Genomic DNA, 20,821 nt, shown 5'->3' on the forward strand with positions numbered 1-20,821 from the left:
CCTAAATGGACAGTGACAAGAGCATAGAAGATAGTTTTCAACAGAGCAATACACTCGTCACATCAGTAATAGCCCCGCCCTTATCATTCCAGCTTGCCGATGATCTTAGTGCACTTTCTTCGTCTGCACTTGAGCTACTTGAGCAGCACACGGCTAGCAATATTTTTCTCAATAAGGATTGGTTTACTGTACTTACTGAGCACGCATTAACTGCAGACCAACAACCCTACTTTGCCTGCCTTAATGACGAAAATAACCACACTATTGCGATATTACCTTTGTTGTCTCAACCGCGAATGCAATATGGTTTAACGCTTCGCACCCTAACTAGCTTAACCAATTACTACTCACCGCAGTATGATCTAATTTATAACCATGCGCAGATCAACCATGCTGCTGGATTAACAGCAATACTTGGTGAATTAAAAAAGCTTACTAGCTGGGATTTAATCGATATCTCACCGCTAAAACCCACACAGTTGGAAGCCTTTTCGCAGAGTGCTGCAAATATTAACCTTTTCGCTACACCTTATTGGCTGACAGACAACTATTATCACCCTGACCTCACCACATATAGCAATTATTTAACCTGTCGCTCTTCAAGAGTAAAGAACACACTTAAGCGTAAAACAAAAAAGCTTACTAAATCACATCAGTGGCAAATAGATTTATACCAAAGCGGCGAACAATTAGATGAAGCGATCGCACAGTATCACGCGGTTTATAACGAGAGTTGGAAAAAGAGCGAGCCATTTCCCGAATTCATTAATCAACTGATATACCTTGCCTCACAGCAAGGCTGGCTGCGTTTAGGTATATTAAGTATTGAAGAGAAGCCTGTGGCGGCGCAACTCTGGTTAGTTGCTAATGAACATGCCTATATCTATAAACTTGCTTATGACGAAGCTTATAAAGCTTTTTCGTGTGGCTCAATCTTATCCACATTCTTAACAGAGCATGTCGTTGAAAAAGATGAAGTCACCACTATCGACTTCCTTACAGGCACAGATCGATATAAAGCAGACTGGATGAGCCACCGACAAGATTTATTTGGCGTTCAATTTGGTAATAGCCACACAATCAAAGGGCTAATTATAAACTTTGCTAATCGACTAGCGCTGTTAAAGCGGGAGTTTATGTGTCAGTGGTCTAAACGAAAAAAGGAAGCTTAGCGCTTCCTTTGAATAGTTTAGAGTAATGACAATTACTTGATTACTTTCAAAAAAGAGCGGTCTTTTTTAACCGGCTCTTTTTTCGCTTCATCAGTATCACTTTTATCTACAGAAGCTTCAGTATCAGAGTCTCTAGAAACCGCAGTTAATGGCTCTAAATCACTGACACCAACTTCCTCTGCCAGTTGCTGATGGTAAAAAGGTTCATCTTCAAACATCGTTCCTGCACCGTTTTCACGTGCGTAAATAGCTAATACAGCAGCCATTGGAATAATTAGTTCAAACGGTTTACCACCAAAACGTGCACTAAAAATCACACGTTCATTACTCATCTCAATATCACCAATTGCATGAGGAGCAATATTTAAGACAATTTGCCCATCTTTAACATGCTCTAATGGCACTTGAACACCGGGAATATCAGCATTAACAACTAAGTGCGGTGTACAATCGTTATCGAGTAACCATTGGTAAAAGGCACGAAGCAAATAAGGACGATTCGGACCCATAGTAATTAACCTAAACGAATTTCACGCTCGGCATCAGTTAATGATGCTTGGAATGATTCACGTTCAAATACACGTTGCATATATAAACGTAACTCTTTACTACCGTTACCCGTAAGTTCAATGCCTAACTCTGGTAGACGCCATAATAGCGGTGCAAGGCAGCAATCAACTAGACTGAACTCTTCGCTCATGAAGTAAGGCATTTCAGCAAATATTGGCGCAATCGCAGTTAATTCTTCGCTTAGTTGCTTACGAGCACCTTCAGACTTAGAACCGCCTAAAGTAATTAACTCAACTAAAGAATACCAGTCAGACTCGATGCGGTGCATCATTAAGCGACTTTTAGCGCGGGCTACCGGATATACAGGCATTAACGGCGGATGAGGGAAACGCTCATCTAGGTACTCCATCACGATATCAGCTTTGTATAACACTAAGTCACGATCAACCAGTGTCGGTACGCTGTTGTATGGGTTAACTTCTATCAATGATTCTGGCAGGTTATCAGGGTCAACTTGCTTAATTTCAACATTAACACCTTTTTCGGCTAGCACGATGCGAACCTGATGACTCTTCATGTCTTTAACACCCGAGTAGAGTGACATTACTGAACGTTTATTGGCGGTTACGGCCATTGATACTCTCCAAAATCTTTTAATTTATATGTACTATAATCACAATCCTCCCGATTATAGCATTATCAGTTAACTATGTGGGCAATTGGCAAAAATAAAATTTTGACAAAAAAATGGGAGCCGAAGCTCCCATTTTGCTAATTACTAGAAATAGTAATTAGTGAATATCTCTCCAGTATTCTTTCTTCAGCAAGTAAGCCAAGATGAAGAAGATACATAAGAAACCAATTACCCAGCGACCTAAGCTTTCACGCTCAAGCTTGCTTGGCTCACCAGCATAATGTAAGAAGTTAGTGATATCAGTAACCGCTTTATCGTACTCTTCAACACTTAGTTCGCCTGAACCATCTGTTGTCGTGATAACGATACCGTTCTCATCCTTAACAATTTGCTTAACACCGTTCTCATCAAGCTCAAACGTTGCTGTAGGAACACCTTGTAAGCCTTGAAGTACGTGCGGCATGCTCGCACCAGGTAACATTGTGTTATTCACACCAAATGGACGCTCTGGGTCAACATAGAAGCTTTTTAGGTAAGTATATACCCAATCAGTACCACGTGAACGAGCAACTAGCGTTAAGTCAGGAGGCGTAATACCAAACCATTTACCTAACGCTGCATCCGTAGGAGCGTTCTCAATTAAGTTACCAATTTTCACACCAGTGAAAATAAGGTTCTCTTTCATTAGATTTTCAGGAATATCTAAATCTTTAGCGATACGATTATAACGCTGATATTTAGTTTCATGACAACCCAAACAGTAGTTCATGAATAACTTAGCGCCATTTTGTAATGAAGCTTTATCCGTAGGATCAATTGGTGCACTCAGTGTTGGAGCACCGCCACCTGCTGCTAACGCAAGCGTTGGCAACAGAGTAACTAAAGCAATGATAAATTTTTTCATTAGTGTGCAAGCCTCTCTGGAAGTGGTTTAGTTTTTTCATTTTTACTGTAAACAAACAGCGCGATGAAGAAACCGAAGTAACCGATACTAGTGATAACACCAACTAAGTTAGCTAAATCAGTTGCAGGCATAGTACCTAATTTACCTAAGATAACGAAACACACACAGAATTGAGCTAAGTTAATCTTATGAGCTAAACTACGGTAACGAATTGATTTAACGTTACAGCGATCTAACCAAGGCAGTAGGAATAACATCACGATCGCACCAAACATCGCTACGGCACCGAATAACTTATCAGGAACAACACGTAAGATAGTGTAGAACGGACCGAAGTACCATACTGGAGCGATATGCTCAGGTGTTTTCAGTGCATTAGCCGGCTCAAAGTTAGGCTTCTCTAGGAAGTAACCGCCACCTTCAGGTGCATAGAACATTACATAGCTAAATACGATTAAGAAGCCGACCACGCCCATGATATCTTTTACTGAGTAGTATGGGTGGAACGGTACTGCATCAACGATGTCGTATTTATCAGAGAACTGTTTGTGGAACTTGAACTTAGACTTTTGATCTTCAGGTACACTTCCCTTAGGACGCTTAATCTCAACACCGTCAGGGTTGTTTGAACCTACTTCATGTAATGCAACAATGTGTAAGAATACTAAGATAACTAACACTAATGGTAATGCAATAACGTGTAATGCGAAGAAACGGTTTAACGTTGCACCAGAGATAACATAGTCACCACGGATCCAAGTAGTTAGGTCTTCACCAATCACTGGAATCGCACCAAATAGAGAGATGATTACCTGTGCACCCCAGAATGACATATTACCCCATGGTAATAAGTAACCCATGAATGCTTCAGCCATTAGGATCAAGAAGATGAACATACCGAATAACCACAGTAATTCACGTGGTTTTTGGTAAGAGCCATACATCATACCGCGCAACATATGCAGATAAACAACAACGAAGAATGCAGAAGCACCCGTTGAATGCATATAACGTAGTAACCAACCGTATTCAACATCACGCATGATGTATTCAACAGAAGCAAATGCACCTTCACCAGAAGGTACGTAGTTCATCGTTAGCCAAACACCTGTAAGGATTTGGTTAACTAGTACTAGCATGGCTAGAGAGCCAAAAAAGTACCAAAAGTTGAAGTTAACCGGTGCTGGATATTGAGCAATATGCTTATTCCATGTATCGGTCATTGGAATTCGTTTGTCGATCCAATTAACAAGATTTGTCAACATTATGCATCTCCTTCATCAAGGCCGATTAGCAACGTTGTGCCATCTTTGAACATGTGAGGCGGAATTTCTAAGTTTAATGGTGCAGGTACGTTTTGGAATACACGACCAGCCATATCAAACTTCGAACCGTGACAAGGACAGAAGAAACCATTCTTCACACCCTCAACCACTTCACCAAAATCACCAGCATGGTAAGTAGGAGCACAACCAAGGTGAGTACACACACCTAAAGCAACTAAGAACTCAGGCTCTACCGAGCGATGGCTATTAACTGCATAGTCTGGTTGTTGAGGCTCTTTAGAACCTGGGTCACGTAATTGATCATTATGCCCATTCTCTAACTCAGCTAACACTTCTTTGGTACGGCGAACTACATATACCGGCTTACCACGCCATTGAACCCTAACTAGTTGACCAGGCATCATTTTGCTTGCATCGTACTCCACTGGAGCACCCGCAGCTTTAGCCTTTTCACTAGGATTCCATGACTTGATAAAAGGTACAGCAACACCGGCAGCACCAACACCACCAACCACTGCTGTCGCAAGGGTTAGGAAGCGGCGACGGCCATTATTTTCTGGCGCACTACTCATCCACATATCTCCTGTTTTGATGACCTAAAAAACGGAACATCACTCAAATTTACGGTTATATTTTTAATACACGACTCACACATTCTGCCAAGCTAAAACTGGTTAAAAACCACGCTCCAGTCTGACATAAAACATGCCTCTGCTTATTTAGCAGAAATTTAGCAAATTATAAGCGTTTTGAACGTAAAAATCATAGCTAATTAGTCGTTAAAACTGATTAATTCTTCAATAGTTGCTAATTTAAATCAATTTCCAGAAGGGCGTGAACAAAATATCTACACAAAGCGCAACAAATAACCACTTTTAAATTATGGACAAAAGTCGTTAGCTAGTGATTTATAAGGGAAAGAAGAAATTGGACGTTGCTTAGATTTACCACTTACACCTGAAATGGATCTCGCTGTAGATATTTAGTCTAATAAATATTTTTTTGTGCTTAAAAAATAAAAAACCCAGCCGAAGCTGGGTTTTTGAACCGATTTGAAATTCTGTTTGCAATACAGCAAACAGAACCAAACAAAAAGGATATTAACGTTTTGAGAATTGTGGCTTCTTACGTGCTTTACGTAGACCAACTTTCTTACGCTCAACTTTACGTGCATCACGGGTAACGAAACCAGCAACACGTAGATCAGAACGAAGAGACTCATCAAACTGCATTAGTGCACGAGTGATACCGTGACGGATTGCGCCCGCTTGACCAGTAGTACCACCACCAGTAACTGTCACATTGATATCGAACTTTTCAGTCATTTCAACTAACTCTAATGGTTGACGAACAACCATACAAGAAGTTGGACGACCGAAGAACTCGTCAAGAGGACGGTTGTTGATAGTGATTGTACCGCTACCTGCTTTTAAGAAAACACGAGCTACTGAGCTTTTGCGACGACCTGTGCCGTAGTATTGATTATCTGCCATTTGCTTATATTCCGTATTAGATGTCTAAAACTTGAGGCTGTTGAGCAGCATGTTGATGCTCGTTACCCGCGTATACTTTCAATTTACGGAACATTGCGCGGCCTAAAGGACCTTTTGGCAACATACCTTTAACTGCTTTCTCGATGATTTGCTCAGGAGCTTTATCAAGTAGCTTGTCGAAAGTGATAGACTTGATACCACCGATGAAACCAGTGTGGTGGTAGTATGTTTTATCAGTACGCTTAGCACCAGTTACGGCAATTTTTTCACAGTTAATAACGATGATGTAATCACCAGTGTCAACGTGTGGAGTGTACTCAGGCTTGTGCTTACCACGTAAACGTGAAGCAATTTCAGTAGCCAAACGACCTAACGTTTTACCGTCAGCATCTACAACGTACCAGTCGCGTTTTACGCTTTCTGGCTTTGCGCTAAAAGTTTTCATTATATAAAACCCATTTAAAATTTCTATTTTATGTTTTTACCTGCCGCGTATAAATCAAAGCAAGCTAAAAACAATGTCCAGTGTGCTTGAATTTTACCCCTTCGAGTAATCTTCGAAAGCGATCGCTGTATTCTCTTGGGAAAAAGAACAATACAACTTACTTGGGCAGGCGCAGGATTATACTAGAAGGCGAATGAAAAATCATCTACTAATTACAGAAAAAGCTAACAAATCTCACACACCCTCGATAAGTTACTACAACGTCGATTATGGCTTGTGCGCTTCCGCTAAATAGTCATGTGATTGCATTTCTTGTAAACGGCTTAAACAGCGTTTAAATTCAAACTCTAATTGGCCATGAGTATACAGTTCATCCATCGCCACTTGTGCTGAGATAATCAATTTAACGCGACGCTCATAGAACTCATCCACCATGGCGATAAAACGACGCGCGATATCATCGACCCCCTGCCCCATCTGCTCAACATTACTGAGCAAGACAGAGTGGTAGCAACGTGCCAGTTCCATGTAATCAACTTGGCTACGTGGGCCATCACATAACGCCCTAAAGTCAACCAGCAAAACACCATCAGCATCTAAACGCACTGTAATAGAGCGCCCTTCTACCTCAATGCTACCGACCTCATGCCCAGGCTCAGGAGCAAGTTGCTCAAAATAAGTGAGTAAATTGCTATCAGCGGTAGCATCTAATGGATAGTGATAGATTTCAGCTTGCTCTAGCGCTCGTAAACGATAGTCAACACCAGAATCAACGTTAACCACCTCCGTATGCTCATTAATAAGCGCTATTGCAGGCAAGAAACGTGCACGCTGCAACCCATTTCGATATAGATCATCAGGAATGATATTTGATGTTGCAACAAGGATAACCCCATAACCAAATAGCTCTTCGAATAAACCACCTAAAATCATTGCATCAGTAATATCAGAAACAAAAAACTCATCGAAACAAATAATTCGCGCTTCATCAGCGAACTTTTTAGCAATCACTTTAAGTGGATCACTTTGCCCTTGCAGCAGTGTTAACTCTTGATGAACTCGATGCATAAAACGATGGAAATGCACCCGCATCTTTTGCTCAAACGGCAGCGCCTCAAAAAATGTATCAACAAGATAGGTTTTACCACGCCCCACACCGCCCCAAAAATAAAGTCCTTTAATCGATGCAGCCTGCTGCTGGGGTTTCGCTCCAAACAGCGTTTTGAATTTATTTCCTAAACCCGTTTTCTTTTCAACCACAGGCGCTGTTAGCAATTCGTCATATAGACGTTGCAATTGCTTTACCGCATTCTCTTGTGCTGCATCATAACTAAAATCGTCACGAGTTAAGTCTTGTTGATATTTTTGTAACGGGGTAAGCTGAGACATCGGTCGCTAGTTTCCTTCACTTAAGTTTTTAGTGGCTGATCTATAACTTGCACGCTAAAATTAGATTAACCAAGTTATTTTGTTTGTTCTATCGGGTTATTTTAGAGCTTATCAAAAGGGCTTTATTTATAATGCTTTTTTACAATAGGCTCTAGCAAATTACAGTAATAGTAAAAAGCTACATCCCTTAGAAAAACTCAAAACAACAACATTTATAACGTATTTTAAAAGCCGATAATATTAGCACAAGCTACTAGATCGGCACTATATAATACTTCGGGGGGTATTATGGATTTATCTATGGTTTTATTTCTTTTATTTTTAGGTGGTATTTCAGGTTTTGTTATTGCAAAGATAACCACCAGTAGCTCAACTGACTCAAGTCTCGAGGCTAAAAACCAACAGTTAGAAGCTGAGTTGTCGCAATATAAACAAGATGTCGAGCAACACTTTGCTGCAAGTGCAGATTTACTAGGTAATATGGCACAAGAATATAGTAAAGTTTACCAACACATGGCGCAAGCGCAGCAAAGCTTACTACCAGATAGCGAACTGACCATTAAAATTCCATTTAATGACGCCAAGGAAACATCAGTTGTACAAGATGCAATCGAAGAGGTAGAACTTGAAGTTCAAGCTAAAACAGAAAGTTCACAAGTAAATAATGAATCAGAACAGCCTAACGATTACGTCGATGGCTCACACGGAATCATTAATGCTGACGAAGCAACGGCTAAACCAGAAACTGAAGTAAAACAAAGCGCATAAGCACCTTTACGCTGGCTCATTATCTCGTTTTCGTGATGAATGATGAGCCATATTCTTGCTAAAACACCACCGACCGTCTTTATAAAATCTTACATTTTTCTTTCAATCTTACTCTTGGTTTCAATATTTTAGGAACTATTATAATTTTACGTAGTCCTTAATACGTATCATTTTTCAGATTAGTTTCAGGAGACCATTGTATGATGACAAAAAAATTATCTTTAATCTCAGCTTCACTTTTCGCGCTTTCTATTGGCTTTTACCCAAGTACTTCTCAGGCCGCTTGGCCGCAAAGCGTTAGTGGCCAACAATTACCTAGCTTAGCTCCAATGCTAGAGAAAGTCGCCCCAGGCGTTGTATCAATCTCTGTTGAAGGAACTCACACTCAGCGCCTTCAGCGCCGCCAAGTTCCAGAGATGTTCCGCCCGTTTATTGGCCGTGGTGACCAGGTAAGAGAGCAACCGTTTAAAGGGCTAGGCTCGGGCGTTATCATCGACGCTGAAGAAGGGTATATCCTGACTAACCACCACGTGGTTAATAACGCAGATGAGATAAAAATATCGTTAAGCGATGGCCGCCAGTTCACCGCTAAGATGATTGGCTCAGATCCTGAATCTGACGTTGCCTTGCTGCAAGTAGAAGCTGATAACTTAACCGAGGTAAAAAAGGCTGACTCAGACGAGTTACGTGTTGGTGATTTCACCGTTGCCATCGGTAACCCATTCGGCCTAGGTCAGACAGTCACATCAGGGATCGTATCCGCACTTGGCAGAACAGGCTTAAACACCGATAATTATGAAAACTTCATCCAAACTGATGCGGCGATCAACAGTGGCAACTCTGGAGGAGCTCTAGTAAACCTTAAGGGTGAATTAATTGGCATTAACACGGCGATTATCGGGCCTAATGGGGGCAATGTTGGTATTGGGTTTGCCATCCCAATCAATATGGCGGATAGCTTAGTCAACCAAATATTAGAGTTTGGTGAAGTACGCCGTGGGGTGTTAGGTATTCAAGGTCTACCGCTGACACCTGAGCTAGCCAAGAAGTTTGGCCTAGATACCAAGCATGGTGCCTTTGTCAATCAAGTTATGCCAGATTCAGCAGCCGAAGCAGCGGGCCTTGAAGCTGGCGATATCATTGTTAAGGTTGACGGGCGAGCTATAAAAACGTTCTCCGATTTACGCGCTAAAATCGCAACAATGGGCGCAGGAACCAACGTTAAATTGGAAGTTATCCGTGATGGCCGTACCAAGAAGTTTAAAGTCAAGCTCAAAGACAAAAGTAGTGAAAGTGTCTTGGCACGTGTCATTCATCCGGCGTTATCCGGTGCTAAGCTAAAAGATAATAGTGGCAAAGTGAAAGGGGTGTCCGTTAGCGATATCGAGCGACGCTCCCCAGCGATGCAAGTTGGCCTTGAAGATGGTGATGTAATCATCGGCGTTGACCGCACACGCGTTAAATCACTTAAGGAGCTACGTGCTTATCTAAAAGAGAATGAAGGAATGTCAGCGCTACGTATTAAACGTGAAGACAGTGTATTGTATTTAATCCTTAATTAACATTTCCGCACGACTTTGGTAAATTTGCGCCGAGAAACTCACCTTGAGTTTCTCGGCGTCATGATATTAACACCCTGAAACACAATCCTAGTTTGAAAAATTCAATAATTACGTTACCCTTTAGGACAACTTAGGAAATGAGTCAGTTATTTGTGTTCAAATTCGTTAAAGCAACAATCAAAGCCATTATTTCAGGCCTGATCATTGGTGGACTGATTATCGTGCTAATTCCAAGTCTACGTCCTCAGTTTTCTGTGAGCATCAAAGATTGGTTTTTAACACATAATGCACAAGTTTCGTTTGCTAATGCTATCCAGCGCTCAGCACCTGCTGTTGTTAATATTTACTCGGTGACACAACACCTCAACCCACTTAACCAAATAGAACGCCGTGATAAAGGGCTTGGCTCCGGAGTTATCATGTCTAAAAGTGGCTTTATTATGACGAACTTGCACGTCATTAAAGGGGCTGACATCATCTATGTTGCTTTGCAAGATGGTCGCTTCCAAATTGCCAGTGTTGTCGGCACCGACCCGCTAACAGATTTAGCTGTATTACATATTACTCTACCTGACCTCCCAGTTATCCCCATGAACCTTAAGCGAAGCACTCAAGTCGGTGATTTAGTCCTTGCTATAGGCAACCCATACAACCTCGGGCAAACTATCACTCAAGGAATCGTTAGTGCAACGGGGCGGAAAGCGGGCCTAAGCTCATCAAATTTTCTTGACTTAATCCAAACCGATGCCGCAATTAATGACGGTAACTCTGGCGGAGCGTTAATTAATTCGCGCGGTGATTTAATCGGTATTAATGCGGCAAGCTTTAATGCTCTCGATAACGGTGGCATTAATGGTATTAGCTTTGCCATTCCAATTAATTTAGCCTACACCATCATGAAAGAAATAATCGTTGAAGGGCATGTATCACGTGGTTCGCTGGGCTTTAATGGTGAAGCTCTTAACCGTATGGCGACGATGTCATTAAATATAAACAGCGGTGCAGTGTTAGTTTCAGCTGTATCACCACAAGGTGCAGCAAAGCAAGCAGGCTTACAAATTGATGATGTTATCATTGAAGTGAATAAGAAAAGTTTTGGGTCAGTCGAAGAGCTACGTAATCATATTGCAGGAACCAAACCGGGTAATAAAATTAGCATCACTATTATCAGACAGGGTAAGCGAATGGTATTGGATATGGTGACGAGTGAGTTAAGGGTTAGTTAACTCACTCTAAAACAGGGTTATGATATCGACCAGAACTAGTCTAGCTATTTAACCTTTCGATATTTGCACCAAGCGCATTAAGCTTTAACTCAATATGCTCATAGCCGCGATCTATGTGATAAATACGGTCAACCACCGTTTCACCATCAGCAACTAGACCAGCAATCACTAAGCTTGCAGAAGCTCGTAAATCCGTCGCCATCACTTGTGCACCATTTAAGCGTTCAATCCCATGACAAATAGCTGTATTACCTTCTAAGTCAATAGTAGCGCCCATACGTTGCAACTCTGGGATGTGCATAAAGCGATTCTCAAAGATCGTTTCAATCACATTCGCGCTGCCTTGAGCTAAAGCATTAAGTACACAAAACTGTGCTTGCATATCCGTTGGAAATGCAGGGTGTGGTGCAGTCTTAATATTAACAGCTTTTGGTTGCTGCCCCTTCATATCTAACGATATCCAGTCATCACCGGTCTCAATCGTTGCGCCAGCTTCTTCAAGCTTTGCAATCACAGGCTCTAACGCTGATGCATCTGCAGATAAACAGCGAATATTTCCTCGAGTAATTGCAGCGGCAACTAGGAAAGTGCCTGTTTCAATGCGGTCAGGCATCACACGATAAGAACTGGCCTTTAATGATTCAACACCTTCGATACGAATCGTATCAGAGCCAGCACCAACAACTTTAGCTCCCATCGAGTTAAGGTAGTTCGCTAAGTCCACAATCTCTGGCTCACGAGCTGCATTTTCTAATACAGTCGTACCCTCAGCGATTGCCGCAGCCATCATGAGGTTTTCAGTTGCGCCAACACTCACCATATCCATGAAGATAGTCGCACCTTTTAGGCGACCATCAACACGTGCCTTAATGTAGCCGCCATCGACAGAAATTTCGGCTCCCATTTGCTTTAAGCCTTGAATATGTAGATTGACCGGGCGGGCACCAATCGCACAACCGCCAGGTAAAGACACATCAGCTTGACCAAAACGGGCAAGTAACGGCCCTAAGACAAGGATCGACGCACGCATGGTTTTAACCAAATCATAAGGTGCACAAAACTCATTAATTGTACAAGCATTCACTTTAAACTGGTTATTCTCAAACTGAACTTGAGCACCCAAGCTAGTTAAAACCTTGGCAGTGGTATTAATATCATTTAGCTCAGGGACATTAGTAATTACCGTGTCACCTTTCGCTAAAATAGTTGCCATCAATATAGGTAAAGCCGCATTTTTTGCACCAGAAATGGTGACATCTCCCTGCAATTTATCAACTGCAGTAATTTTTAACTTTTGCACAAAAACGCCTTAACCGATTGGATTGAGCAGTTGCTCACGTTGCCATTTCTCTGGAGTGAACGCCTTAATAGACACTGCATGAACTGCCCCTGAAGCGATAACTTCATTTAATGGAGCATAGATTGCTTGCTGTTGTTTTACTCGACTCATTTCACCAAACATAGGTGATACTGCGATAATTTGATAGTGACCGTTCTCACCAGAAACATGTAATTCGTCTAATGTAATTGCATCATTTAATAATGCTTTAATCTCTTCGATTTCCATCAAAACCTCTTTAATCGTCGAATCTATGTGGAAACTCATCTATTTAATGAGCTGGTCCACATTATAAAGTAACTTTAATTTTTCTAATGCCTCAGTCGTCCCGACATAAGATAATTCAATATTTTTTTGTTGTGCTTGCTCTTTTAACTCAAGCAAAAGTGCTAACCCAGCACTGTCCACCTGTTCTAATGCTGATACATCGACATCGACTTTACCCTCTAGCCCTTTAATTTGTTCTTTTAAAGGTAATAAAGTTAATAAAGTCTCTTGATTAAGTACCCCTTGGATTTGAACACTATTTGGTGTTTGAGTATTCCATATTAGCATTATGACTTAACCTTTGCTTCAACGGACTGTTGTGCTTTTTCATCAAGTTTAGTCATCAAATAATCAATACCATGCTTACGGATAATGCTATTAAACTCTGTTCGCTTACTCGACACCATGCTGATCCCTTCAGCAACCATGTCAAATGCACGCCAGTTGCCTGACTTTTTACCTTTCCTTAATTTAAAGTCAATTTTAATTGGCGGACGATTAGCATCGATAATAGTAACCTTTACCTGTGCTGTTCGGCTACTGCCAACATCTTTTGCTGGGGCATAGGTCACCTTCTGGTCATCGTATAACGTAAACACATTGGCATAAGTAACAATTAGGTAACGACGGAATACTTCAAAAAAAGCCGCCTTTTGCTCTTTCGTTTTTAACTTAGCATAGTTACGGCCTAACACTTTCGCTGCAGCGTAAGAATGATTAACATAAGGCATCAATTCTTCTTCAACGATTACTTTTAGGTGATTAATATCTTTTTCGATTAATTGGCGGTCCTGACGAAAACGAGCAAAAGTTCGTTCACTGGCCTGCTCTATTAATTGTTGAGGGTCCTTCATACTGATAGGTTCACGGTTAGTTTCAGCTGACACAGCGACTGAACTAAACACGGCCATTAAAACTAGAGATACAACGCTAAACAATCTAAACATGATATGGAGCCCCTTTATTAATCGTCACTGTTGCCATATAAAAACTGACCTATTAAGTCTTCTAAAACCATTGCTGAACGGGTGTCTTCAATAACGCCACCGTCAGTTAGAATCTCGGTTTCTTCATCAACAAAGCCTGGAGTTAAGCCAATAAACTGCTCACCTAGCAAGCCAGAAGTTAAGATAGCCACAGAGCTAGAGTCAGGGAATTGATTAAAGTTACTGTCAATCTCCATTGTGACTTTTGGACTAAAATCACTGTCTAAGCTGATACTAGATACCCTGCCGACAACGACACCACCGACTTTAATTGCAGAGCGTACTTTCAAGCCACCAACATTATCAAATTTAGCGGTTAACTCATAGCTCTGGCTATTACCACCCATTTGACTATCGGCCACTTTCAAACCAAGCATAAGAATAGCTGCAATCCCTGCTAATAAGAATGAACCAACTAATAACTCTATTTTTTTACTATTCATTTATTTACCCTCATGCTTTTCACATGAATTCACTAATTTAATGTATCAAAACTTAATATCGAATGAATTAAATCTGACGTTATAAAGAAAATAAGATTAACCAAACATAAGTGCAGTTAATACAAAATCTAGCCCTAAAATGGCTAGGCTCGACTGAACGACCGTCGAAGTTGTCGCTTTGCTAATACCTTCAGATGTTGGCACAGCATCATAACCTTTATGTAATGCTATCCATGTCACTACGATAGCAAAAATAACACTCTTGATTGCGCCGTTCACTACGTCTTCTTGCCACTCAACAGAGGCTTGCATCACCGACCAAAACGCTCCGGTATCAACCCCCAACCAATCAACCCCTACCAGGTGACCACCCATAATACCTACAGCAGAGAAGATAGCCGCTAATAAAGGAAGACTAATCACGCCAGCCCAAAACCGTGGAGCGACAATTTGATGTAATGGGTCGATGGCCATCATCTCTAATGAACTTAATTGCTCCGTTGCCTTCATCAAGCCAATTTCAGCCGTTAAAGCTGAGCCTGCTCGTCCAGCGAACAGCAACGCAGATACGACGGGGCCAAGTTCACGTAGTAATGACAAGGCAACCATTTGACCTAAACTTTGTTCAGCACCATAACCCACTAGGATGGTATAGCCTTGCAATGACAGCACCATACCAATAAATAGGCCTGATACCACAATAATAATTAACGATTGCACACCGACAATGTAAAGCTGCTTAATTAACAGAGGCAATAATTTTAAACCTCGCCCAGCAGGTTTTAATGCGCCAAACAATAAAGAACCAGCACGCCCCGCACCAGCAATATATGACAATCCGCTACGGCCTAAATTGGCCACCGACTTAATCAGCATGATTAAATAGTTCCTTTTGATAATCTTCACTTGGGAAATGAAATGGTACCGGACCATCAGGACGCCCTTGCATAAACTGGACGATTTGCTCTGATTTTTCTTGTCGTAATTGCTCTGGTGTACCGTGGGCTATCACTGTCTTATTTGCAACGATATAAACATAATCAGCGATGCTGAGCACCTCTTCAACATCGTGAGAAACAACAATAGAAGAAAGCCCTAAGGCATCATTTAACTCTCGAATTAAACGAACAATAACGCCCATTGAAATGGGATCTTGCCCCGCAAATGGTTCGTCATACATGATCAGCTCAGGGTCCAATGCAATTGAACGTGCTAAGGCAGCTCGCCGAGCCATACCGCCGGAAAGCTCAGAAGGAAATAATTGGGCAGCACCGCGTAAGCCAACAGCTTCTAGTTTCATTAATACGACTTTTCTAATTAACGATTCAGGTAGCTGAGTATGCTCTCTAATCGGAAATGCGACATTATCAAATACATTCATTTCGGTGAATAACGCACCTGATTGAAATAACATCCCCATTTTTCGGCGAATTTGATATAACTCTTTACGAGAGGATTGGACGAGATCTTCACCGTCAAACTTAATTTGACCTTGAGACGGTTTTAGCTGACCACCGATTAAACGTAGCAATGTTGTTTTACCGATGCCACTTGGCCCCATAATGGCAGTTACTTTGCCTCGTGGGACTTTTAAATTGATATTATCGTAAATCACTCGCTCTTCACGGCTAAAGTTCAAGTTCGATATTTCAATAATATTATCAGAAGAGTTCAATGGTTAACCTATTCCCTTGCTTTTCACAATCGGCATGATAGTTATTGTGCTAAATTCTAATCGATCTAGATTGCGCGACACAATCAAATTAATGATTATTCACCTTTATTTTATTGTTTCAAGCTTATTTAATACTCAAGTAAGCACTATTAATGTAACTTTTTGTAATGACTCTCTTAATCATCGTCGTTCCTGCGTTTCAATAAAACACTTATGATTTTTAATACAGCTGCACTAATTGACCCGACATTCTCGACAAAAGTTGCAACTAAAGTAATTTATATTGTCGTTAACACAACAATAGCAACATTTATGCTTTATTTTTGCCAATGAAATAGCGACAATCTACTCATTACAACAAACCATAGTTTTTTACTGATGATATTAAGTATTGCCACTCTAATCGCAGGCCTTGTAGGATTAATCTGGAGCGCAGATAAATTCGTTTTTGGCTCCGCAGCTATTGCCCGTAACTTCGGCTTACCCCCATTAATTATTGGTCTGACAATTGTTGCTATGGGTTCATCGGCCCCAGAGATAATGGTTGCAATAACGGCGTCACTTGATGGCACAGGTAATACCGCAATTGGTAACGCGTTAGGTTCCAATATTACCAATATCGCCCTTGTACTCGGTGTCACTGTCCTACTGAAACCATTATTAGTACACTCTCAGTTACTGAACCGTGAACTACCCATTTTATTACTTGTCTCAGGTATTGCGGGATACATCTTGTATGACCAAGTCTTAACCTTCACTGAAGGGTTAGTCCTTATTTCACTATTTTTTATTACTATTGGTGGCTTATGCTGGTTAACTTTACGCGATAAAAAGTCTGACGACCCATTAATTGAAGAGGCTCAGGACGAAGTACCTGAAGGAGTCCCATCAAAACTAGCTGTATTCTGGATAGTATTCGGTATGGTGCTTTTGCCAATTTCTTCACACTTCGTAGTTGATGGTGCTAGTGATATTGCTCGTTACTTTGGGCTATCAGATCTAGTGATTGGCTTAACGATTATTGCTATTGGCACCAGTTTGCCAGAACTTGCCGCTTGTATTGCTAGTATCAAAAACAATGAACACGATTTAGCATTAGGTAATATCGTAGGTTCAAACATTTTCAACATTTTAGCAGTACTAGCTGTACCAGCATTAATCGCTCCTGGTACCTTTGATGCTGACGCGGCCGGTCGCGATATGTATATTATGCTTGGCTTAACTGTTCTTTTATTCGCAATGTGTTGGCAGATTTTGGGCAAACGCAATATTACTCGTATCGAAGGGGCTCTTCTATGTGCCATCTTCGTCGGCTACCAATTTTTATTATTTAGCTAATTGTCATAAAGGACATCAGTTATGCCTGTAAATCAAGATTTTTGCCTTTGGGGCCAGCAAGTTGTTAAAACTGAAATCGAAGCATTACAAGAATTAACGCAATATATTAATGATGATTTTGCGAATGCATGCCAATTAATTATTAACTGCACTGGCAAGGTTGTTGTTATGGGCATGGGTAAGTCAGGGCATATTGCGCGAAAAATTGCGGCAACATTAGCCAGTACTGGTACACCGGCCTTTTTTGTCCACCCAGGTGAAGCGAGTCATGGCGATCTAGGTATGATCACCGCCGACGATGTTGTCTTGTCGATCTCAAACTCAGGGGCGTCCAGTGAAATTTTAACTCTCTACCCTGTTATGGAACGTATTGGCGTTCCTGTGATTTCAATGACTGGAAATCCAACCTCTTCAATGGCAAAGCTATCTCAAGTGCACTTGTGTATTGCAGTGTCAAAAGAAGCCTGCCCTTTAGGGTTAGCGCCAACATCGAGTACGACAGCCACCTTAGCAATGGGCGATGCATTAGCGGTTGCGCTCTTACAAGCAAAAGGCTTTACTGCTGACGACTTCGCATTATCTCACCCAGGTGGCGCATTAGGACGGAAATTACTCTTACGCGTTTTAGATGTTGCCCATACAGGCAAGCAGCTACCGTTGGTCACACCAGACACAACAATAAGTCATGCGCTGCTAGAAGTATCTAATAAAGGCTTGGGCATGACTGGCGTTGTAAATGATGATGGGGAATTGATCGGACTATTTACCGATGGTGACTTGCGCCGTACGCTAGATCATAAATTAGATTTCCACCATACGCCGATAAGCCAAGTGATGACCAATGACCCCGTCACACTAGATGGTAACTTGCTTGCAGCAAGTGCACTAAAATTGATGGAAGAGCGTAATATTAATGGCCTATTTATCCTTGAAGATGGTAAGCCTATCGGTGCGCTAAATATGTTAGACATGCTAAAAGCTGGAGTCGTTTAAATGAAAACAGTACCTACTCTCTATGGTGAAATAGCTGAGTCAGCTTGGATTCAGGCTGCCGAAATTAAACTATTGATTTGTGATGTAGATGGCGTCTTCTCTGATGGTAGAATTTACCTTGGTAATGACGGTGAAGAGCTTAAAGCTTTTCACACCAAAGATGGTTTTGGAGTCAAGTCTCTGATAAACGCTGGTATTGATGTCGCTATTATCACCGGACGTAAATCAACCATCGTTGAGAATAGAATGACGAGCTTAGGTGTTAAGCATATTTATCAAGGACAAGCAGATAAATATGTTGCTTACCAAGCGTTGTTAAAGCAATTTTCGCTCGCTCCAAATCAAGTGGCTTATATAGGTGATGATATGGTTGATAAGCCTGTGATGGACGATTGTGGATTGGGCGTTGCGGTAAACGATGCTCACCCAGCGTTATTGCAAAATTGTGACTATGTCACTTTCACTAAAGGGGGCTTTGGCGCTGTGCGTGAAGTGAGTGATTTAATTTTAGCCAGTCAAGGGATCTTAGCTCAAGCTAAAGGGATGAGTGTATGAATCGAGCCACGATATTAATTGGCCTATTCTTTATTTCATGTATTTTATTCTTTTGGAATCCATTCTGGTCGGTCACCAAGCCCAAGCAAGCTGAAGTCGCTAGTCAATACTTACCTGACTTTACAGCAACAGATATGACATTACGTCAATTTAATGGGCAAGGTTACTTATCATCGTTAGTACATGCTGATGAAATGAAGCATTATGAGCAGGATGTAACCGTCTTAATTAACCCCAGCTACATAATTTACCCCAAAAACGGTGGCGCGCGTTGGAAAATAAATGCCTCTCGAGGCACATTTAACCAGCAGGACCGCGTTGTGTTAGAAAAAGATGTTATTATTAGCGCGATTAATCCCGAAGAAAAAGTTCAGCAAATCAAAGCAGCACGGCTGAATCTCAACTTGAACAATATGTTAATTGAGAGTGACAGTGCGATAGAGATAATCGGTCATAAATACAAAATTGAAGGCTTAGGCTTACGTGCCAGCTTTAATGAACAACAATTTGAAATTATTAAAAATATACAGGCAATCTATGAAAACACTCAAAGCTAGTGCTTTTTTTCTATTAGCACTACTGACTAGTAACACCGCCACGGCATTATCTGATGACTTTAAACAACAAGCATCAATCAACGCCGATAACCAGTATATTGATTTAGCAAAAAATATTGCGGTGTACAAAGGTAATGTCACCATTAAGCAAGGGTCAATTGAAATTACTGCCGATCGCTTAGAAGTATACAATCATGGAGAGCATGGTGTTGAGCTTATGGTATTAATTGGTAGGCCAGCACGCTTCTCACAACGAGTCGGCGATGGGAATAATATTTCTGCCCAAGCCAAAGAGATCCGATTTGAGCGCGGTACTAATATCATTAAACTCAACCGTAGCGCTCAATTAACTTGGGGCAAAAATGTCGTTAAAGGCGATACGATTAGTTACGATATGGTCAGACAGCTTTTAAACGCTGATCGCAATGCAAACAAAAAAGACCAAGTAACCACAATCCTCCAGCCAAATGAAAGTAAAAATTAAACCATGAGTACATTGAGAGCACAGCATTTAGCAAAGAACTACTCTGGACGCCAAGTCGTTAAGGACGTGTCATTAGAAGTCGCTAAAGGGCAAATCGTCGGATTATTAGGCCCAAACGGTGCCGGTAAAACAACAACTTTCTATATGGTAGTTGGTCTAGTGCCAAGCGATAGTGGCCAGGTGACTATTGGCGGTAACGACATTACATTAATGCCAATGCACCAGCGTGCACGACAAGGCATTGGCTATTTGCCACAAGAGTCATCAATTTTCAGAAAGCTATCCGTTTACGATAACATCATGGCGATCCTACAAACTCGTAAAGATCTTAATAAAGCTCAACGAGTTGAGAAGCTAGAGAGTTTGTTAGAAGAATTCCATATCCAGCACATTAGAAACAGTTTAGGAATGGCCCTCTCTGGTGGAGAAAGACGTCGTGTAGAGATCGCTCGAGCGCTTGCTGCTGACCCTGAATTCATTTTATTAGATGAACCCTTTGCTGGCGTTGACCCTATCTCAGTGATTGATATAAAACAAATCATTGAACAATTAAAGCAACGTGGCTTAGGAGTGCTGATCACTGACCATAACGTACGAGAAACGTTAGATGTTTGTGAATTTGCTTATATTGTTAGTCATGGTGAAATGATTGCACAAGGCCAACCAGATGACATATTATCAAATCAAACGGTCAGAGATGTTTATCTCGGAGAGCAATTCAGACTATAGTTAGACTATACGATAAAAATAATTTTGTGCTCTCTTCCTTTTAGCACATTCAAGATAACGGATTTA

The 20,821-nt window shown here is 41.2% G+C and carries 25 protein-coding genes; 10 read left to right on the plus strand and 15 right to left on the minus strand.

The genetic code is table 11. The features are described 5' to 3' along the window. Positions 1 to 5: 5 nt before the first annotated feature. Positions 6 to 1,172, plus strand: coding sequence for a GNAT family N-acetyltransferase (locus tag Q8W26_RS05915; RefSeq protein ID WP_101214276.1), 1,167 nt, complete (start codon positions 6 to 8; stop codon positions 1,170 to 1,172). Positions 1,173 to 1,204: 32 nt separating this feature from the next. Here the strand turns inward: Q8W26_RS05915 and Q8W26_RS05920 are convergent, their stop codons facing one another. From Q8W26_RS05920 to zapE, 8 genes are all read right to left on the minus strand, one after another. Further along, the gene (locus Q8W26_RS05920; RefSeq protein WP_101214277.1) at positions 1,205 to 1,681 is read right to left on the minus strand and encodes a ClpXP protease specificity-enhancing factor; all 477 of its coding nucleotides are present in this window, start codon (positions 1,679 to 1,681) and stop codon (positions 1,205 to 1,207) included. 5 nt (positions 1,682 to 1,686) lie between these two features. Then, positions 1,687 to 2,316 carry a stringent starvation protein SspA gene (gene sspA / locus Q8W26_RS05925; protein WP_101214278.1) on the minus strand — a complete coding sequence of 210 codons (630 nt, stop codon included), beginning with the start codon at positions 2,314 to 2,316 and terminating at the stop codon, positions 1,687 to 1,689. A 157-nt stretch (positions 2,317 to 2,473) separates the two neighbouring features. Then, the gene (locus Q8W26_RS05930; protein ID WP_101214279.1) at positions 2,474 to 3,220 is read right to left on the minus strand and encodes a cytochrome c1; all 747 of its coding nucleotides are present in this window, start codon (positions 3,218 to 3,220) and stop codon (positions 2,474 to 2,476) included. Then, positions 3,220 to 4,485, minus strand: coding sequence for a cytochrome bc complex cytochrome b subunit (locus Q8W26_RS05935; RefSeq protein WP_101214280.1), 1,266 nt, complete (start codon positions 4,483 to 4,485; stop codon positions 3,220 to 3,222). Before Q8W26_RS05935 ends, Q8W26_RS05930 begins: the two co-directional genes overlap by 1 nt. Further along, positions 4,485 to 5,078 carry a ubiquinol-cytochrome c reductase iron-sulfur subunit gene (petA, locus tag Q8W26_RS05940; protein ID WP_101214281.1) on the minus strand — a complete coding sequence of 198 codons (594 nt, stop codon included), beginning with the start codon at positions 5,076 to 5,078 and terminating at the stop codon, positions 4,485 to 4,487. The genes Q8W26_RS05935 and petA overlap by 1 nt, the downstream gene beginning before the upstream one ends. 528 nt (positions 5,079 to 5,606) lie before the next feature. Further along, positions 5,607 to 5,999, minus strand: coding sequence for a 30S ribosomal protein S9 (gene rpsI, locus Q8W26_RS05945; protein ID WP_101214282.1), 393 nt, complete (start codon positions 5,997 to 5,999; stop codon positions 5,607 to 5,609). Between the two features lie 16 nt (positions 6,000 to 6,015). Then, positions 6,016 to 6,444, minus strand: coding sequence for a 50S ribosomal protein L13 (gene rplM / locus Q8W26_RS05950; RefSeq protein WP_101214283.1), 429 nt, complete (start codon positions 6,442 to 6,444; stop codon positions 6,016 to 6,018). A 267-nt stretch (positions 6,445 to 6,711) separates the two neighbouring features. Further along, a complete protein-coding gene (zapE, locus tag Q8W26_RS05955) occupies positions 6,712 to 7,833 on the minus strand; it encodes a cell division protein ZapE (protein WP_101214284.1) in 1,122 nt (373 codons plus the stop codon). A 300-nt stretch (positions 7,834 to 8,133) separates the two neighbouring features. Here zapE and Q8W26_RS05960 point away from each other — a divergent pair, with 300 nt between their 5' ends. The 3 genes from Q8W26_RS05960 (at position 8,134) to Q8W26_RS05970 (ending at position 11,389) form a co-directional block, all read left to right on the plus strand. Next, on the plus strand, positions 8,134 to 8,601 hold the full coding sequence (locus tag Q8W26_RS05960) for a YhcB family protein (protein WP_305472713.1): 468 nt from the start codon (positions 8,134 to 8,136) through the stop codon (positions 8,599 to 8,601). A 203-nt stretch (positions 8,602 to 8,804) separates the two neighbouring features. Next, positions 8,805 to 10,163: a Do family serine endopeptidase gene (locus Q8W26_RS05965; protein WP_101214445.1), complete on the plus strand. Its 1,359-nt coding sequence runs from the start codon at positions 8,805 to 8,807 to the stop codon at positions 10,161 to 10,163. Positions 10,164 to 10,300: 137 nt separating this feature from the next. Beyond that, the gene (locus tag Q8W26_RS05970) at positions 10,301 to 11,389 is read left to right on the plus strand and encodes a trypsin-like peptidase domain-containing protein (protein ID WP_101214286.1); all 1,089 of its coding nucleotides are present in this window, start codon (positions 10,301 to 10,303) and stop codon (positions 11,387 to 11,389) included. Positions 11,390 to 11,429: 40 nt separating this feature from the next. Here Q8W26_RS05970 and murA read toward each other — a convergent pair whose 3' ends face one another. From murA to mlaF, 7 genes are all read right to left on the minus strand, one after another. Next, on the minus strand, positions 11,430 to 12,689 hold the full coding sequence (gene murA / locus Q8W26_RS05975) for a UDP-N-acetylglucosamine 1-carboxyvinyltransferase (RefSeq protein WP_101214287.1): 1,260 nt from the start codon (positions 12,687 to 12,689) through the stop codon (positions 11,430 to 11,432). Positions 12,690 to 12,698: 9 nt separating this feature from the next. Further along, a complete protein-coding gene (locus Q8W26_RS05980; RefSeq protein WP_101214288.1) occupies positions 12,699 to 12,956 on the minus strand; it encodes a BolA family protein in 258 nt (85 codons plus the stop codon). Positions 12,957 to 12,995: 39 nt separating this feature from the next. Next, the gene (locus Q8W26_RS05985; RefSeq protein ID WP_101214289.1) at positions 12,996 to 13,283 is read right to left on the minus strand and encodes a lipid asymmetry maintenance protein MlaB; all 288 of its coding nucleotides are present in this window, start codon (positions 13,281 to 13,283) and stop codon (positions 12,996 to 12,998) included. Next, positions 13,283 to 13,942, minus strand: a complete 660-nt coding sequence (locus tag Q8W26_RS05990; RefSeq protein WP_101214290.1) for a phospholipid-binding protein MlaC — start codon at positions 13,940 to 13,942, stop codon at positions 13,283 to 13,285. The genes Q8W26_RS05985 and Q8W26_RS05990 overlap by 1 nt, the downstream gene beginning before the upstream one ends. A gap of 17 nt (positions 13,943 to 13,959) precedes the next feature. Continuing rightward, positions 13,960 to 14,424 carry an outer membrane lipid asymmetry maintenance protein MlaD gene (gene mlaD / locus Q8W26_RS05995; RefSeq protein WP_101214291.1) on the minus strand — a complete coding sequence of 155 codons (465 nt, stop codon included), beginning with the start codon at positions 14,422 to 14,424 and terminating at the stop codon, positions 13,960 to 13,962. Positions 14,425 to 14,520: 96 nt separating this feature from the next. Further along, positions 14,521 to 15,300, minus strand: coding sequence for a lipid asymmetry maintenance ABC transporter permease subunit MlaE (gene mlaE / locus Q8W26_RS06000; protein ID WP_101214292.1), 780 nt, complete (start codon positions 15,298 to 15,300; stop codon positions 14,521 to 14,523). After that, positions 15,290 to 16,099 (minus strand): phospholipid ABC transporter ATP-binding protein MlaF, encoded by an 810-nt coding sequence (gene mlaF, locus Q8W26_RS06005; RefSeq protein ID WP_101214293.1) that lies wholly within the window; start codon positions 16,097 to 16,099, stop codon positions 15,290 to 15,292. The genes mlaE and mlaF overlap by 11 nt, the downstream gene beginning before the upstream one ends. Positions 16,100 to 16,477: 378 nt before the next feature. On the opposite strand from mlaF, the gene Q8W26_RS06010 reads away from it, so the two are divergent. The 6 genes from Q8W26_RS06010 to lptB are packed head-to-tail and all read left to right on the plus strand — an operon-like array spanning position 16,478 to position 20,755. Beyond that, complete coding sequence (locus Q8W26_RS06010) at positions 16,478 to 17,437, plus strand: calcium/sodium antiporter (protein ID WP_101214294.1); 960 nt, start codon at positions 16,478 to 16,480, stop codon at positions 17,435 to 17,437. Positions 17,438 to 17,458: 21 nt separating this feature from the next. Then, complete coding sequence (locus Q8W26_RS06015) at positions 17,459 to 18,430, plus strand: KpsF/GutQ family sugar-phosphate isomerase (protein ID WP_101214295.1); 972 nt, start codon at positions 17,459 to 17,461, stop codon at positions 18,428 to 18,430. Beyond that, positions 18,431 to 18,985, plus strand: coding sequence for a 3-deoxy-manno-octulosonate-8-phosphatase KdsC (kdsC, locus tag Q8W26_RS06020; RefSeq protein WP_101214296.1), 555 nt, complete (start codon positions 18,431 to 18,433; stop codon positions 18,983 to 18,985). Next, entirely contained in the window at positions 18,982 to 19,542 is a 561-nt protein-coding gene (gene lptC, locus Q8W26_RS06025) for an LPS export ABC transporter periplasmic protein LptC (protein ID WP_101214297.1), read from the plus strand. Before kdsC ends, lptC begins: the two co-directional genes overlap by 4 nt. Next, positions 19,523 to 20,026 (plus strand): lipopolysaccharide transport periplasmic protein LptA, encoded by a 504-nt coding sequence (lptA, locus tag Q8W26_RS06030; RefSeq protein ID WP_305472719.1) that lies wholly within the window; start codon positions 19,523 to 19,525, stop codon positions 20,024 to 20,026. Before lptC ends, lptA begins: the two co-directional genes overlap by 20 nt. Positions 20,027 to 20,029: 3 nt before the next feature. Continuing rightward, complete coding sequence (gene lptB / locus Q8W26_RS06035; RefSeq protein ID WP_101214299.1) at positions 20,030 to 20,755, plus strand: LPS export ABC transporter ATP-binding protein; 726 nt, start codon at positions 20,030 to 20,032, stop codon at positions 20,753 to 20,755. Positions 20,756 to 20,821: the final 66 nt, after the last annotated feature.

The sequence above is a fragment of the Psychrobium sp. 1_MG-2023 genome, from assembly GCF_030689115.1.
In the GTDB taxonomy this organism is placed as follows: Bacteria; Pseudomonadota; Gammaproteobacteria; order Enterobacterales; family Psychrobiaceae; genus Psychrobium.

Bases quoted from the DNA above. Each gene is read 5' to 3' on its own strand.
- Q8W26_RS05980 (WP_101214288.1), bottom strand. From the start codon at position 12,956: ATGGAAATCGAAGAGATTAAAGCATTATTAAATGATGCAATTACATTA.
- lptB (WP_101214299.1), top strand. From the start codon at position 20,030: ATGAGTACATTGAGAGCACAGCATTTAGCAAAGAACTACTCTGGACGC.
- mlaD (WP_101214291.1), bottom strand. From the start codon at position 14,424: ATGAATAGTAAAAAAATAGAGTTATTAGTTGGTTCATTCTTATTAGCA.
- Q8W26_RS05960 (WP_305472713.1), top strand. From the start codon at position 8,134: ATGGTTTTATTTCTTTTATTTTTAGGTGGTATTTCAGGTTTTGTTATT.
- petA (WP_101214281.1), bottom strand. From the start codon at position 5,078: ATGAGTAGTGCGCCAGAAAATAATGGCCGTCGCCGCTTCCTAACCCTT.
- rplM (WP_101214283.1), bottom strand. From the start codon at position 6,444: ATGAAAACTTTTAGCGCAAAGCCAGAAAGCGTAAAACGCGACTGGTAC.
- rpsI (WP_101214282.1), bottom strand. From the start codon at position 5,999: ATGGCAGATAATCAATACTACGGCACAGGTCGTCGCAAAAGCTCAGTA.
- zapE (WP_101214284.1), bottom strand. From the start codon at position 7,833: ATGTCTCAGCTTACCCCGTTACAAAAATATCAACAAGACTTAACTCGT.
- Q8W26_RS05985 (WP_101214289.1), bottom strand. From the start codon at position 13,283: ATGCTAATATGGAATACTCAAACACCAAATAGTGTTCAAATCCAAGGG.
- Q8W26_RS05930 (WP_101214279.1), bottom strand. From the start codon at position 3,220: ATGAAAAAATTTATCATTGCTTTAGTTACTCTGTTGCCAACGCTTGCG.
- lptC (WP_101214297.1), top strand. From the start codon at position 18,982: ATGAATCGAGCCACGATATTAATTGGCCTATTCTTTATTTCATGTATT.
- Q8W26_RS05915 (WP_101214276.1), top strand. From the start codon at position 6: ATGGACAGTGACAAGAGCATAGAAGATAGTTTTCAACAGAGCAATACA.
- mlaE (WP_101214292.1), bottom strand. From the start codon at position 15,300: ATGCTGATTAAGTCGGTGGCCAATTTAGGCCGTAGCGGATTGTCATAT.
- Q8W26_RS05920 (WP_101214277.1), bottom strand. From the start codon at position 1,681: ATGGGTCCGAATCGTCCTTATTTGCTTCGTGCCTTTTACCAATGGTTA.
- Q8W26_RS05970 (WP_101214286.1), top strand. From the start codon at position 10,301: ATGAGTCAGTTATTTGTGTTCAAATTCGTTAAAGCAACAATCAAAGCC.
- Q8W26_RS06010 (WP_101214294.1), top strand. From the start codon at position 16,478: ATGATATTAAGTATTGCCACTCTAATCGCAGGCCTTGTAGGATTAATC.
- lptA (WP_305472719.1), top strand. From the start codon at position 19,523: ATGAAAACACTCAAAGCTAGTGCTTTTTTTCTATTAGCACTACTGACT.
- Q8W26_RS06015 (WP_101214295.1), top strand. From the start codon at position 17,459: ATGCCTGTAAATCAAGATTTTTGCCTTTGGGGCCAGCAAGTTGTTAAA.
- Q8W26_RS05935 (WP_101214280.1), bottom strand. From the start codon at position 4,485: ATGTTGACAAATCTTGTTAATTGGATCGACAAACGAATTCCAATGACC.
- Q8W26_RS05990 (WP_101214290.1), bottom strand. From the start codon at position 13,942: ATGTTTAGATTGTTTAGCGTTGTATCTCTAGTTTTAATGGCCGTGTTT.
- kdsC (WP_101214296.1), top strand. From the start codon at position 18,431: ATGAAAACAGTACCTACTCTCTATGGTGAAATAGCTGAGTCAGCTTGG.
- Q8W26_RS05965 (WP_101214445.1), top strand. From the start codon at position 8,805: ATGACAAAAAAATTATCTTTAATCTCAGCTTCACTTTTCGCGCTTTCT.
- sspA (WP_101214278.1), bottom strand. From the start codon at position 2,316: ATGGCCGTAACCGCCAATAAACGTTCAGTAATGTCACTCTACTCGGGT.